Source organism: Pseudomonas sp. AC532 (assembly GCF_979258965.1).
In genome coordinates, this window is the sequence record NZ_OZ409888.1 from 3,713,047 (window position 1) to 3,726,246 (window position 13,200).

Genomic DNA, 13,200 nt, shown 5'->3' on the forward strand with positions numbered 1-13,200 from the left:
AAACTGCCGTGTCCGATGACGTGTTTCACTGCGTTTGTAAATTCCCCTCTCGATCCTCTCCGGCTACCCGCTTGTGTACTGCCGCGCTGCTGCTAAGGCGTCGTCATACATGAAACCAGCGCCAGATCAGCACCGCGAGCAGCATCCAGACCAATACGATGACTACCGCCATTGTCCAGCGGCCACGCCCGCCGATGCGCGTATCGGCCAGGCGTTCGGCTTGCGGGCGGCAGCGCTGGATCAGTTCGGCAGGTGTCAGGCGCACGGCCAAGGCGATGCCCAAGGGCAATAGCAGCAGGTCATCGAGCAGGCCGAGTACCGGAATGAAGTCCGGGATCAGATCCACCGGGCTCACGGCATAAAGCACCACGGCGATTCCCACCAGTTTGGCTGGCCAGGGCATGTCCGGCTGACGGCAGCAGAGCCAAAGCAGGATGATTTGACGTTTGAGTGCCTTGGCCCAGGCGCGCAGTGTGCTCAGCAGTTTTTTCATGGAGTCGCTTCATCGATGCCGCAATGGCGGGCGGAGAATACCAGTGGTGCATCGGGCAGTTCGGTGAAGCGGGCAACCCAGGTGCGGTAGCTGGCATCCGGGTCGAGATCGTCGAAGGCCTGGGGCCAGAGGATGCTCGCCAGGTATTCGAGCCCGATGACGTTGAACATACTGTTGTAGAACTGGTGATAGAGGCCGTGGATACAGTGGTTCGGCGCCTTGCGGATGCGCGCGAAACCCGGCCGCTGCAACAGATGCCGAAGGTGCGCCTGCACGGCGTTGGCGCTGGCGTGATAACCGAGCGGCAGGGCGGCCGCACCATCGCGCAGGCGCTGGGTGCCGGTCATCACGTAGTGGTCCGGTTTGCTGCGAATGAGCATTTCCAATGCCACGTCGCCCGAGTCGCCAAGCAGTAATTGTGAGCCGAGGTTGGTCGCACCGAGGGCCTTGACCATCGCGCCCCAGCCGTTGTCGCCCTGGGTGTGGCAACAGGCGCCGCTACCGGCCTGGCCCGCTCGGGCCTCGATGAACACGCGAGGTTTTGCAAGATCGCGGCTGCGCCGCTGCAGTTCGCGGAGTTTTGCCTGGTAGGCCTGGACATAGGCCCGCGCCCGGCCCTGGCGATCCAGCACGTCGCCAAGCAGCAACAGACTGCGCGGCACGTTGCGCAGCGGATCGTCTTCGCTGTCGACGTAGATCAACGGGATGCCCAGTCGCTCTAGCAGGTCGCCGAGCACACTGTTCTCCACCGCCGACCTGGCTTCCAGGCGCACCACCAGCAAATCCGGACGCAGGCGAATGATGCGTTCGATGTCCACGTCCCCGGCAGAGGAGAAACCCAGGGTCGGTACTCCGGCCGCAGCCGGCCAGCGCTCGACCAGCAACCGCCAGAGGCTGGGATCGGAGCCGCGCAGGTTATTGTTGAACGCCACCACGCGGGCCAGCGGATCCTCGCGCTCGAGAATTGTCAGGGCCAGCAGGTCGTTGCTGTCCTGCAGCAGGATGCGTTGCGGTGGTGTTTCGATGCGTACCTGGCGGCCAGCCAGGTCGACCACGTTACGTGGATAGCCAGCCGCCTGCAGGGCGGCAGTCACCAGCAGCAGGATCATCGCCAGCGCGGCACGGACCATTACAGCGCGGCATCCACGGCAATCTGCAGGTGCCCACGGCTGCAGGTTTCGACCCGCGCATCGACCTTGTAGACATCCGCCAGCAGCGCCGGCGTCAGGGTCTGTTTCGGGCTGCCGCTGGCTTGCACCCGACCGTTGGCGAGCACCACCAGGCGATCTGCCCAGCGAGCGGCGAGGGCCAGGTCGTGCAGCACCACGACGACAATGCGGCCTTGGTCGGCGAGGCTGCGCACGGTGCCCATTACCCGGTTCTGATGATGCAGATCCAGGGCGCTGGTGGGTTCGTCGAGCAGCAGCAGCGATGGCTCGCGAATCATCGCCTGGGCCAGGCTCACTAATTGCCGCTGACCACCGGACAACTGCTCGAGCGGGCGCATGGCTAGGTGAACCACGCCCAGATGCTCGAGGACGCCATGGGCTCGCTGTACGGCGTCAGGGGGTTGTCCCGCCTGGCCCGCATGCAGCGCGCCGAGCAGGGTCTCCAGCACGCTCATGGCGATGCCCTCGGGCAATTGCTGGGGCATGAAGCCAAGGTGGCGCGCGCGTTCGCGGCGCGAACAGCGCAGCAGGTCGAGCTCGCCCAGGTGCAGGCTGCCGGTAGTGGGTAGAAGGCCCGCGAGGCTGCGCAGCAGGGTGGACTTGCCGGCACCGTTGGGGCCGACCAGTGCCACCAGCGTGCCCGGCCCGATGGCGGGCAGGTTTATGCCATGGAGAATCTGCGTGCCACGGCAGTGCACCTGCAGCCCGGCAATCGTCAGGGCTGGCGCAGTCATGGGCGCCGCCCCTGGCGCAGCAGCAGCGTCATGAACAGCGGCACGCCGATCAGGGCGGTAACGATGCCCACCGGCAGGATGACGCCAGGAATCACCAGTTTGCTGGCGATCGAAGCGAGGGACATCACCAGCGCGCCGATCAGGGCGCTGACCGGCAGGAAGAAGCGGTGATCCTCGCCGATCAGCAGGCGTGCGATATGCGGGCCGACCAGGCCGATGAAACCGATGGTGCCGACGAAGGCCACTGCCGTGGCGGCCAGCAGGCTGATGCGCAGCAGCGAGCCGAAGCGCAGGCGGCCGACATCGATACCGAGGGTCAGCGCGCGCTCCTCGCCGAGGCGCAGGGCGGTCATTGGCCAGGCGGCGCGCAGGCTGAAGGGGATGGTCAGCAGCACCACCAAACCCAGGGTCTGCACGGCAGTCCAGCTGGAACGGGTCAGGCTGCCAAGGCTCCAGAACACCAGTTGCTGCAGGGCATCGGGTGAGGCGATGTATTGCAACAGGGCGACCAGCGCGTTGTAGCAGAACACCAGGGCGATGCCGAATAGCAGCAGGGTCTGCACGCCGTCGGCAAGGCGCGCGACGCCCTGCAGCAGGAGCACCGAGGCGAAGGCGAAGAAGAAGGCGTTGAGGGTCACCAGGGCGCTGTCCGGCACGCCGGGAATGCCCAGGTTGAGGACGATGGCCAGTGCCGCACCCAGCGAAGCGGCGGAAGACAGGCCTAGCGTGAAGGGGTCAGCCAGAGGGTTACCCAGCACCGTCTGCATCTCCGCACCGGCCAGCGACAGCGCCACGCCGACCAGCACCGCCATCAACGCGAAGGGCAGGCGCAGTTCGCGGACGATCACCTGCGTGTCGATATCCACCGACTGAGGCGTGAACAGCGCGCCCAGGACTTCGCCTGGCGAAAATAGCGTTGAGCCGATGGCGATATCCAGCATCAGGCTGATGAATACCGCGCCCAGCAGCGCCCCACAGATCAGCAGACGCTTGTGCAGCACTCGCCCGTATGCCGCGGCCAGCTCCTGGGCCGTGAAAGAGTCGTGCATGGTTAGAATTTCGCGCTGATGGTGGCCAGCAGCGAGGCCGGTTCGCCGTAGTAGTTGCCATCGGTGGAGGCGACGGTTTCCAGGTACTCGCGATCAGTGAGATTGCGTCCGTTGAGCGAGACGCGAACCTGTTCGCTGAGGTCGTAGAACAGGCTGGCGTCGAAGCGCGTGTAGCCGGAGACGTCGTAGCTGTTCTCCAGATTGCCCTCGCGGGCGCCAACGGCGATTACCCCGGCACCGAAGCCCAAGCCTTTCAGGCTGCCGGATTGCAGTTGGTAGCTGCTCCACAGCGAACCGCTCAGGGTCGGTACGCCCTGCAGTTTGTTGCCTTCACGCACCAGTGAGTCAGCGGTGGGCGTGTGCTTGGTCAGCTCGGCGTTGAGCACGCTGGTGTTGGCGATGATGTGCCAGCCGTCCAGCGGTTCGCCGACGATATCCAACTCGACGCCGCGCACGCGCTGCTCGCCGGTCTGGATGGAGCGATCCTCATTTTCCGGATCGGTACTGGCGACGTTTTCGCGGGTCAGCTGGAACACGGCCAGCGTGGCGCTCAGTCGTTGTGGAATCAGCTCGACCTTGGCACCGACTTCGAATTGCTTGCCTTCCTCTGGATCCAGTGGCCGACCGGAGCGGTCGATATCGCCCTGAGGGACGAACGAGGTGCTGTAGCTGGCATAGAGCGACAGTTGATCGTTGGGCTGGTAGACCAGACCGATGCGCGGGGAGACCTTTTCGGGATCGAGGCTGGTAGGAACCTCGCTGTAGTCGTTTTCGATGGTCAGGTTTTTCTGCCGGGTACTGTCGTAGCGTGCCCCGACCAGCAGTTTCCACTGGCTGCTCAGATCGATCTGATCCTGCAGGTACAGGCTCTGGGTTTCCAGCTCGTACTCCGAGCCGCCGCCGTAGCTGAACGTACCGGGTACCGCGCCGTAGACCGGCTGGTAAATATCGATGTCAGCCAATTCGGCACGGTCGCTGCCTGCACGGCGGTCGCCTTCGAGGTATTCGAAGCCGACCAGCGCCGTATGCTGCAGGCCACCCGTGGCGAAGCGGGCGATGGCCTCGAACTGCATATCCAGGGTGCGTATGGCTTCCTTGCCGTCGGTGGCGCGGCGACGCAGGGTGCGGCCGTCGGCGCGCATCTCGCGCAGGTCGACGACGTAACGCTGTTTGTCCGACTCGTCCCAGCGGGTCGCCTGACGCAGGGTCAGCCAGTCATTGACGTCATGCTCGACACGCCACCAGGCCGCGACCTTTTTGGCGTCGTCGTGGGACCAGGGCTCATGCAGAAAGCGCTCCGGCTTCATGCTGATACGGCCGTTCTGCGGGATCACGCCGCGGTCGAACTGGCTGGTCTGGGTGGTGTATTCCAGACCGCCGTCGACTCGGGTGTATTCGGACGGCTCCCAGCGCAAGGTCGGGGAGATATAGGTGTGGCGGTTGTCGCGAAAGGTGTCGCGGAAGCTGCTCTCGGTCTGCCCGGCGATGGCGATGCGCCCGGCCAGGGTTTTCGCTTCGTCCAGCGGGCCGCTGGCGTTGACCTCCAGGCGATAGAAATCTTCGCTGCCGGCCTGGGCCTTGAGCCGGGTCTCTGGTGTGAACGTCGGTTTGCGGGTCACCAGGTTGATCAGTCCGCCGGGGTCGCCCTGGCCGTAAAGTACCGAGGCCGGGCCCTTGAGCACTTCCACGCGCTCGACATTGACCAGATCGCTGATCACTTCAGGGCGCGATACCAGCGGGTTCATGAGCATGCCATCGACCGCGTAGGTGCGAGAGTGAAAGCCGCGCACCACGAAGCTCTCGGTGGAGCCGCCGTGGGAGTTGCCGCGCTGCACGCTGCTGACGTTGACCAGAGCGTCCGCCAGTTGGTTGAGCTGCTGATCCTCGATGACCTGGCTGGGCACGACCTGGATCGATTGCGGGAGGTCGCGCAGAGCCGTGTCTGTCTTGCTGCCAGTGGCACTGCGGGTGGCCCGGTAACCGCTCACCGGGCCATCGGCATATTCGTACTCGCCGGTAGCGCTGATGGTCGACGGCGCCAGGGACAGCGAGCCGCTGCCAGCCTGGGGGAACAGCAGCAGGGTGCGCTCGGCAGTGAGTGTCCAGCCCAGGCCGGAACCTTTCAACAACAGGGCCAGCGCCTGCTGCTCGCTGTAGCTACCCTGCAGCGCCGGTGCGTCCAGGCCATCGGCAAGGCGCGCATCGAAGCTGACCTGAATGCCGCGCTGGCTGCCGAATTCGGCCAGTGCAGAGACCAATGGCTGGCTGGCGATGGAAAAGGCCTGCAGGCGCTGGTCGGTGCTGCTGCCTGGCGACTGCGCGCTGCTCTGTGCCATCGCCAAGGGGGCGGCAAGCAACAGGCCGGGGGCGGCGAAGCATCCGATGCCGAGGCGCAGGGCGAGTGGAGGGGAAAAGCGCAAGCGCGGCACCAGCATGCTGTCGTCCTTCATACATATCGTTAACGTTTGAGAGGTATTCTCAAACTCACGGTTGTAAAGACGACGCCGCCGGCGATTTTTTTCATCACCGATGATTTTTTAATGTCTGCCTCTCGGCGAACCACGGCAATCAAGGGGCATGCGAGCTCTTGCGATTGTTATCAGTGTCGGCAGAGCGTGGCGTTCACGGCGTTCCCAGCACGCGGACCCAGGGCGTCACATGCCGGCTGGGGACCGATAGCGATTGCGCCAGGGCAGCAAGCGCACGGTCCGGATCGCGCATGTCGTAGATACCGCTCAGGCGTCGCTGCGCCAGCGCCGGGTCGGCGAGCACGATCCAGCCTGGTGTATAGCGGCGCATCTGCTCGAGGATGTCACTCACGCTGGCGTTCTCCACGAACAGATGGCCACGCCGCCAGCCCGCGACCTGCTCACCACCGGGGCGCAGATGCTGGACGCTTCCGCTGAACCGATCCTGGCGCAGGCCTTCACCAGGGCGTAGGTCATCTTCGCGGCTGGCACCGTCGGCCTGGCTGCTCACGCGTACCAGGCCGCGCTGTACGGCCACCTCCAGATAAGCTTCGCCGAGGTCGACCTCGAACGCGGTGCCGAGCACCCGTACCTCGCTGCTGTCGGCCCGGACCACGAAGGGGCGCCCGGCGTCGCGCCGCACCTCGAAGAACGCCTGGCCGGCCAGCAGCTGCACAGTTCGCTGCTCGCTCTGGTACGCAGTGCGCAAGGCGCTACGCGGGCCAAGGGTGATTTGCGAGCCGTCCTCCAGAATCACCGTGCGTGTCTCGCCGGTACCGGTCACATAGTCCGCCTGCCAGTGCAGTGCCGCCTCTGGGTAGGTGAGGATCGCCAGCACGGCGACTCCGGCCGCCAGTGCAGCCGGCAGCCAACGGCGCTGGCGTCGCGGTCGCTGGCTGGGGCGACTGGTTTGAGCCTGGGCGTCGGGAAGCTGGGCAATGCCGCCCCAGACGCGCTCGATCTGTTGCCAGGCGCGGCGGTGCTCCGCACTCTGTGCCAGCCAGCATTGGAAATCCGCTCGGGCGTCTGGTGTTTCGCTGAGGCGCAGGTGCCAGTCAGCGGCCTGTTCGAGCAGGTCGTGGGGATCGCCAGGCACCTCAGTCACGGGGCTGTTCTCGTGCTTCATCACCGGGCAGGGCACGCGCCAGGCGCACCAGCGCGTCACGCACGAGGCGGTGCGCGGTGGCCAGGGAAACGCCAAGGTGTTCGGCGATCTGCGCCAGGGTCTTGCCACCCAGGCGATGCATCTCCAGGGCGCGTCGGCTTTGTTCCGGCAGGGTCGCCAGGGCGCTGGACAGCTGTTCCAGTTCATCGCTTTGCAGGCAGGCCTCTTCGGGGCTGGCGGCCATCGCCGGCACCAGCCAGTCTGGAGGCATGGCGTGGCGCCGCTGTTCGCGGGCTTCGCTCAGACGCATGTCCAGGGCAAGGTTGCGCACGATGCGATAGAGGTAGGCTACGGGCTGTTCGATAGCCTGCAACTCGCGGTGCTGCAACGGGTGCAGGCGCAGATAGGCTTCCTGGACGACGTCTTCGGCACGATCACGATCCTGGGTGATCTGTGCGGCATAGTTGACCAGCGCCCTGCGGCAGGACAGAAATACATTCAGCTTGTCGGCCGAATCGTTCATGGTTTGCGCCTCGTGGTACTGCAGACGCACATCGTCTGGGCCGGCAAAAAGGCGCTACTGTAGACGGTATTGAGAGGCTTTTTCAATTGGAAGGAAGCCCGGTAGCCGGGCTTCTGTTACAGCCTGTTCACGATCTTTATGCGCCTGAAGTAGCAGCTACAAGGCAGTAGCAGCCGATCACTGCGTAGGGTGGACAACGCTCTTTTTGTCCACCATTGCGGTTGCAGAGCGGTGGACGGATGAAGCTCCGTCCACCCTGCGAATGTCCCATATCGCCACTTAGCTGCCAAAATCGGCGAATCTGGGCTGAAAGATTATGAACAAGCTCTTACGCAGGAATCAGCTTTTGGCGGTCTTTTCGACCCAGGCGGCGTAGGTGTCGATGTACTTCTGCAGGAACGGCTTGACGCTGTCGCTCAGCTTGCCGTTGTCATCGAAGAAGTTGCCTGCACCACCCAGGTAGGCCTCTGGCTGTTGCAGCATCGGCATGTCGAGAAACACCAGGGCCTGGCGCAGCTGATGGTTGGCACCGAAACCGCCGACGGCGCCCGGCGAAGCGCTGACTACGCCTGCCGGCTTGCCGCTGAGGGCGCTCTGGCCGTAAGGGCGCGATGCGACGTCCACGGCGTTTTTCATCGGCGCGGGAATCGAACGGTTGTATTCCGGGGTTACGAACAGCACCGCGTCGGCGGCGTTCAGCTCCTGGCGAAAGGCGGTGTAGGCGGCTGGTGCCGGCTCCACGTCGATATCTTCGTTGTACAGCGGCAACTCGCCGATCTCGACGATCTTCAGGTTCAGGTTCTGCGGGGCGAGGTCGGCGAGCGCCAACGCCAGCTTACGGTTGATCGAGGCCTTTCGCAGGCTGCCGACCAGTACGGCCACGGTGTAGGTTTTGCTCATGAAAACTCTCCTGAAAGGGGTGCAGCGGTTATAGACAGAGCCAGCACACTATAGACGCCGCGCGTCGCTTCGAAAGCCTCATCGGCGCCTTGCAGGGCGCTGTGGTGTTGCGGTGTGTGCATCATTTTTCTTGAACCGGATGTCGCCTGAGTCAGTCGATTGAGGGTATCGCCCAGCCGGGCCAACCTTTATAGGACGTATTCCATGGACCTGATCCGCATTTTGATCGCCATTCTTCTTCCGCCGCTCGGCGTTTTCCTGCAGGTCGGCTTTGCTGGCGCCTTCTGGCTGAACATCCTGCTGACACTGTGCGGCTATTTCCCGGGCATCATTCACGCGGTGTACATCATCGCCAAACGCTAAGCCTGGCGCCTCACTGAAACCGCGCAATTGCGCGGTTTTTTGTTGCCTGCGTTTACTTGGCGGCAAGGTTCTGCTGTACGACAACTTGAGTGGGTTGTCCTTTTTTGGCGATCTTGGGTTGGCTAATTTTCTGTATAGACAGCGGTGATCAGCAGGTATTGTCTTGGTGAAATTTGCCGAGAATGTACTGTTTATGTGGATGTGAATTTTCTATAACACAATGAAATTAATGGATAAATATAGAAGATTGGAGTGTTTGAGTACTGTCGATGGTGGCATTTTCACATGCTGCCACACCGTGAAAATCTTCTTTACAGCTTCTTGACAGCGTTTTTGATTGGCGCAATTATCCGCTCATTCGCTGTATGACAACATACATCGGGCCACTCAAATAATCACAAGATTCAAGGCGCGCTCAATGAAGATCACTCAGGTCAATGTCGAGGTTTTCACCTACCCCACCCGCCGCAGCGTCGATGCTGCCGGTCACGCCCACCCGGGCGAAGAATCCCTGGCCAAGATGGCCATGCTGCGTATCGCCACGGAAGACGGTGTGGAAGGCTATGCCTTCGGCGCGCCAGAACTGATTCGCCCGCACATCATCGACAGCTTCGTGCGCAAGGTGCTGATCGGCCAGAACGTCATGGACCGCGAGAAGATCTGGCAAGACCTCGCCCACTGGCAGCGCGGCAGCGCCAGTCAGTTGACCGACCGCGCCCTGGCACTCGTCGAGCAGGCGTTGTGGGATTGGGCCGGGCGCAAATTCAAGCAGCCGGTGCACAAGTTGATCGGTGGCTATCGCGACAAGGTGCTGGCCTACGGCTCGACCATGTGCGGTGATGACCTGCCGGGCGGCCTGTCGACGCCTGAGGAGTACGGCCGTTTCGCCGAGCAACTGGTCGCACGCGGCTACAAGGCGATCAAGCTGCACACCTGGATGCCGCCGATCTCCTTCGCGCCGGATCCGAAGATGGACGTGCGTGCCTGCGCCGCAGTGCGTGAAGCGGTCGGCCCGGACATCGCCCTGATGCTCGATGGCTACCACTGGTACAGCCGCACCGACGCGCTGTACATCGGCCGTGAACTGGAGAAGCTCAACTTCGCCTGGTTCGAGGAGCCGATGATGGAGGAGTCCGCCGAATCCTACGCCTGGTTGGCCGCCAACCTCGACATCCCGGTGCTGGGCCCGGAGTCGCTCGGGGGCAAGTACATGAGTCGTGCCAGTTGGGTGGGGCAGGGTGCCTGTGACATCCTGCGCGCCGGCGTGGCCGGGGTCGGTGGTATCGCGCCGTGCCTGAAGGTTGCACACCTCGCCGAATCCTACGGCATGCACTGCGAAATCCACGGTAACGGCGCTGCCAACCTGGCCGTGGTCGGCGCGATCAAGAACTGCGATTGGTACGAGCGCGGTCTGCTGCACCCGTTCCTCAACTATGACGATGTGCCGGCCTACCTGAACAGCATCGTCGACCCCATGGACAGCGACGGTTATGTGCACCTGCCGGATCGGCCGGGCCTGGGCGAAGACATCAACTTCGCCTACATCGAGACGAATACCGTCAACCGGTACTGAAGCACCGGCGCGCAGCCGTTCGCGGCTGCGCTGTTTCTGAGAGTCGAATAACTATAAGAAGGCTATCTCATGATCAAACCAATTCCACATCTGCTGGCGGGCCTGCTGGCCGCCACCCTGAGCCTGAGCAGCGTTTCCACGGTGCAGGCCAAGACCCCTGCCGACCAGCTCATCGTCGGCATGAGCATGATCAACCTGCTCTCCCTCGACCCGGCGGCCGCGACCGGCCTGGACGTGTCCGAGGTGAACGCCAACCTGTACGACATGTTGCTGGTACAGGACGCCGCCGCGCCGGACAACCTGGTACCGGCCCTGGCCGAGCGCTGGGAAATCAGCGATGACCACAAGACCCTGACCTTCCACCTGCGCAGCGGCGTCAAGTTCCATTCCGGCAACGAGCTGACCGCCGAGGACGTGATCTGGTCGCTGCGCCGCGTGCTCAAGCTCAACCTGGCACTGGCCTCCACCTGGAAGGCCTACGGCTTCACCGCCGACAACGTCGAGCAACAGATCCGTGCCCCCGACGCCCACACCGTGGTGATCGAGCTGGCTCGCCCGACCGACCCGATGCTGGTGCTCAATACCCTGGCGACCTCGCCCAGTGCGTTCATCCTCGACAAGAAAGAGGTGCTCAAGCACGACAAGAACGGCGACATGGGCGGTGCCTGGCTGACCACCAACGCAGCGGGCAGCGGGCCCTTCGTGCTCAACGCCTGGCGCGCCAACGACGTGATTCTGATGACCCGCTTCGAGGACTACTGGGGTGGCCCGGCCAAACTCAAACGCGTGGTGATGCGCAACATGACCGAGTCGCAGTCGCTGCGCCTGATGGTCGAGCGTGGTGACCTGGACATCGCCCGCGGCATGTCCGCACCGGATATCACCGCGCTGAGCAGCTCGGACAAGGTCAAGACCCAGACCGTGCAGCGCGGCACCTTGTATTACGTGGCGCTGAGCACCAAGCAGCCGATGTTCGCCGACGCCCGTGTGCGCAAGGCCATTCGCTCGCTGATCGACTACCAGGGCATCAACGATGTGGTGATGCCGCACTACGGCACCCTCAACCAGCGCCCGATGCCGCTCGGCCTGCCGGCGCGCCTGGACGACCCGGGCTACCGCCTGAACGTCGAGGAAGCCAAGAAGCTGTTGGCCGAAGCCGGTTATCCGGACGGCTTCCAGACCACCATCCGCGTACTTGCCGAACCGCCGTTCATCAACATCGCCTCCAGCGTGCAGTCGACCCTGGCCCAGGCCGGTATCAAGGCGCGCATCGTCACCGGGACCGGCACCCAGGTGTATGGCTCCATGCGCGAGCGCACCTTCGACATCATCGTTGGGCGCGGCGGCGGCGGTGCCGAGCGTCACCCGCATTCCAGCCTGCGCACCCTGGTGTACAACCCGGACAACCGGGATGAAGCCAAGCTGAGCAACTTCCAGGGCTGGCGCACCTCGTTCTACAGCCCCGAGCTGAACGCGCTGATCGAGAAGGCCGAGGTCGAACCGGACAAGCAGGCCCAGATGGAGCTGTATCACCAGTTCCAGAACCTCTACGACGAGCAGGTCGGCGCCATCATGCCCATCTCGCAAATGACCGACACGGTGGTGATCTACCACGACGTGGTCGGCTACGTCGGCCACAGCGCGGCGACCACGCGCTACAAGGATGTGCACAAGGATCGTTGAGCCGCAGGCGGCCCAGGCCGCCTCTGCTGAGACCAACGAGCTGCGATCAATCGGGAGCCTGTTATGTTTGCTTCGACTGCGTCTTTCTTCGGCACGCGGATGGGCGGTACCTCACGCCGTTTCGGTGCGGTGCTGATGACTCTGCTAGGCCTCTTGGCCATGACCTTCTTCATCGGCCGGGTGATGCCCCTCGACCCGGTGCTGGCGGTGGTCGGCCCGGATGCCGACAGTTCCACCTACGACCAGGTCTATCAGGCCATGGGCCTGGATCGGCCGCTGCTGGTGCAATTCGGCTACTACCTGCGCGACCTGGCGCAGGGTGATTTCGGCAACGCGCTGCTCACCGGCCATCCGGTCATCGAAGACATCGCCCGGGTGTTCCCGGCGACCATCGAACTGGCCACCCTGGCGATCATCTTCGGTGTGGTGCTCGGCCTGCCGCTGGGCGTGTTCGCGGCCGCCAACCAGGGCCGCGTTGGCGACCACCTGGCCCGCGTGGTCACCCTGTTCGGCTACTCCACGCCGATCTTCTGGCTGGGCATGATGGGCCTGCTGGTGTTCTACGCCTGGCTTGGCTGGGCCGGCGGGGCAGGGCGTATCGACCTGGCCTACGACGGTATGGTGCCCTCGGTGACCGGCATGCTGCTGATCGACAGCGCCATCGCCGGCGACTGGGAGGCGTTTTCCAGTGCCCTCAAGCACATCCTTCTGCCTGCGCTGATCCTCGGCCTCAACTCGGTGGCCTACATCAGCCGCATGACCCGCAGTTTCATGCTCGAGCAGCTTTCCCAGGAGTACATCCTCACCGCTCGGGTCAAGGGCCTGTCGCGGCGCAAGGTGATCTGGGGGCACGCGTTTCGCAACATCCTCGTGCAGTTGCTCACCGTGGTGGCGCTGGCCTACGGCTCGCTGCTCGAAGGCGCGGTGCTGATCGAGACGGTGTTCGCCTGGCCCGGCTTCGGCCAGTACCTGACCAGCAGCCTGCTGCTCGGCGACATGAACGCGGTGATGGGGTGTGTACTGGTGATCGGCTTCATCTTCGTCGGCCTCAACCTGCTCAGCGATGCGCTGTACAAGGTGTTCGACCCGCGCACCCGCTGACCTGAATTTACTGATTGCAGCCCTTCAATAATTACAAAA

General features: G+C 63.6%; 12 protein-coding genes. 4 read left to right on the forward strand and 8 right to left on the reverse strand.

From position 1 onward, the window contains the following. Window positions 1-103: 103 nt before the first annotated feature. From ACZ0AV_RS17285 to ACZ0AV_RS17320, 8 genes are all read right to left on the reverse strand, one after another. Window positions 104-493, reverse strand: coding sequence for a YkvA family protein (locus tag ACZ0AV_RS17285; RefSeq protein WP_499152162.1), 390 nt, complete (start codon window positions 491-493; stop codon window positions 104-106). Continuing rightward, entirely contained in the window at window positions 490-1,623 is a 1,134-nt protein-coding gene (locus ACZ0AV_RS17290) for an ABC transporter substrate-binding protein (protein ID WP_499152163.1), read from the reverse strand. Before ACZ0AV_RS17290 ends, ACZ0AV_RS17285 begins: the two co-directional genes overlap by 4 nt. Continuing rightward, window positions 1,623-2,396, reverse strand: coding sequence for an ABC transporter ATP-binding protein (locus ACZ0AV_RS17295; protein ID WP_499152164.1), 774 nt, complete (start codon window positions 2,394-2,396; stop codon window positions 1,623-1,625). Before ACZ0AV_RS17295 ends, ACZ0AV_RS17290 begins: the two co-directional genes overlap by 1 nt. Continuing rightward, on the reverse strand, window positions 2,393-3,445 hold the full coding sequence (locus ACZ0AV_RS17300) for a FecCD family ABC transporter permease (RefSeq protein WP_499152165.1): 1,053 nt from the start codon (window positions 3,443-3,445) through the stop codon (window positions 2,393-2,395). Before ACZ0AV_RS17300 ends, ACZ0AV_RS17295 begins: the two co-directional genes overlap by 4 nt. Window positions 3,446-3,447: 2 nt before the next feature. Then, window positions 3,448-5,895, reverse strand: coding sequence for a TonB-dependent siderophore receptor (locus ACZ0AV_RS17305; RefSeq protein ID WP_499152166.1), 2,448 nt, complete (start codon window positions 5,893-5,895; stop codon window positions 3,448-3,450). Between the two features lie 172 nt (window positions 5,896-6,067). Further along, complete coding sequence (locus ACZ0AV_RS17310; protein WP_499152167.1) at window positions 6,068-7,018, reverse strand: FecR family protein; 951 nt, start codon at window positions 7,016-7,018, stop codon at window positions 6,068-6,070. Beyond that, window positions 7,011-7,541 carry a sigma-70 family RNA polymerase sigma factor gene (locus tag ACZ0AV_RS17315; protein WP_499152168.1) on the reverse strand — a complete coding sequence of 177 codons (531 nt, stop codon included), beginning with the start codon at window positions 7,539-7,541 and terminating at the stop codon, window positions 7,011-7,013. The genes ACZ0AV_RS17310 and ACZ0AV_RS17315 overlap by 8 nt, the downstream gene beginning before the upstream one ends. 339 nt (window positions 7,542-7,880) lie before the next feature. Continuing rightward, the gene (locus tag ACZ0AV_RS17320; protein WP_499152169.1) at window positions 7,881-8,441 is read right to left on the reverse strand and encodes an NADPH-dependent FMN reductase; all 561 of its coding nucleotides are present in this window, start codon (window positions 8,439-8,441) and stop codon (window positions 7,881-7,883) included. 204 nt (window positions 8,442-8,645) lie between these two features. On the opposite strand from ACZ0AV_RS17320, the gene ACZ0AV_RS17325 reads away from it, so the two are divergent. From ACZ0AV_RS17325 to ACZ0AV_RS17340, 4 genes are all read left to right on the forward strand, one after another. Then, window positions 8,646-8,804, forward strand: a complete 159-nt coding sequence (locus ACZ0AV_RS17325) for a YqaE/Pmp3 family membrane protein (RefSeq protein ID WP_499152170.1) — start codon at window positions 8,646-8,648, stop codon at window positions 8,802-8,804. Window positions 8,805-9,222: 418 nt separating this feature from the next. Continuing rightward, entirely contained in the window at window positions 9,223-10,377 is a 1,155-nt protein-coding gene (locus ACZ0AV_RS17330) for a mandelate racemase family protein (protein ID WP_070880601.1), read from the forward strand. A 69-nt stretch (window positions 10,378-10,446) separates the two neighbouring features. Continuing rightward, window positions 10,447-12,060: an ABC transporter substrate-binding protein gene (locus ACZ0AV_RS17335; protein WP_499152171.1), complete on the forward strand. Its 1,614-nt coding sequence runs from the start codon at window positions 10,447-10,449 to the stop codon at window positions 12,058-12,060. A gap of 63 nt (window positions 12,061-12,123) precedes the next feature. Beyond that, window positions 12,124-13,161: an ABC transporter permease gene (locus ACZ0AV_RS17340; protein ID WP_499152172.1), complete on the forward strand. Its 1,038-nt coding sequence runs from the start codon at window positions 12,124-12,126 to the stop codon at window positions 13,159-13,161. Window positions 13,162-13,200 lie beyond the last annotated feature (39 nt).

Coding starts and splice junctions, on each gene's coding strand:
- ACZ0AV_RS17285 (WP_499152162.1), bottom strand. CDS start 493: ATGAAAAAACTGCTGAGCACACTGCGCGCCTGGGCCAAGGCACTCAAA.
- ACZ0AV_RS17290 (WP_499152163.1), bottom strand. CDS start 1,623: ATGGTCCGTGCCGCGCTGGCGATGATCCTGCTGCTGGTGACTGCCGCC.
- ACZ0AV_RS17295 (WP_499152164.1), bottom strand. CDS start 2,396: ATGACTGCGCCAGCCCTGACGATTGCCGGGCTGCAGGTGCACTGCCGT.
- ACZ0AV_RS17300 (WP_499152165.1), bottom strand. CDS start 3,445: ATGCACGACTCTTTCACGGCCCAGGAGCTGGCCGCGGCATACGGGCGA.
- ACZ0AV_RS17305 (WP_499152166.1), bottom strand. CDS start 5,895: ATGAAGGACGACAGCATGCTGGTGCCGCGCTTGCGCTTTTCCCCTCCA.
- ACZ0AV_RS17315 (WP_499152168.1), bottom strand. CDS start 7,541: ATGAACGATTCGGCCGACAAGCTGAATGTATTTCTGTCCTGCCGCAGG.
- ACZ0AV_RS17320 (WP_499152169.1), bottom strand. CDS start 8,441: ATGAGCAAAACCTACACCGTGGCCGTACTGGTCGGCAGCCTGCGAAAG.
- ACZ0AV_RS17325 (WP_499152170.1), top strand. CDS start 8,646: ATGGACCTGATCCGCATTTTGATCGCCATTCTTCTTCCGCCGCTCGGC.
- ACZ0AV_RS17330 (WP_070880601.1), top strand. CDS start 9,223: ATGAAGATCACTCAGGTCAATGTCGAGGTTTTCACCTACCCCACCCGC.
- ACZ0AV_RS17335 (WP_499152171.1), top strand. CDS start 10,447: ATGATCAAACCAATTCCACATCTGCTGGCGGGCCTGCTGGCCGCCACC.
- ACZ0AV_RS17340 (WP_499152172.1), top strand. CDS start 12,124: ATGTTTGCTTCGACTGCGTCTTTCTTCGGCACGCGGATGGGCGGTACC.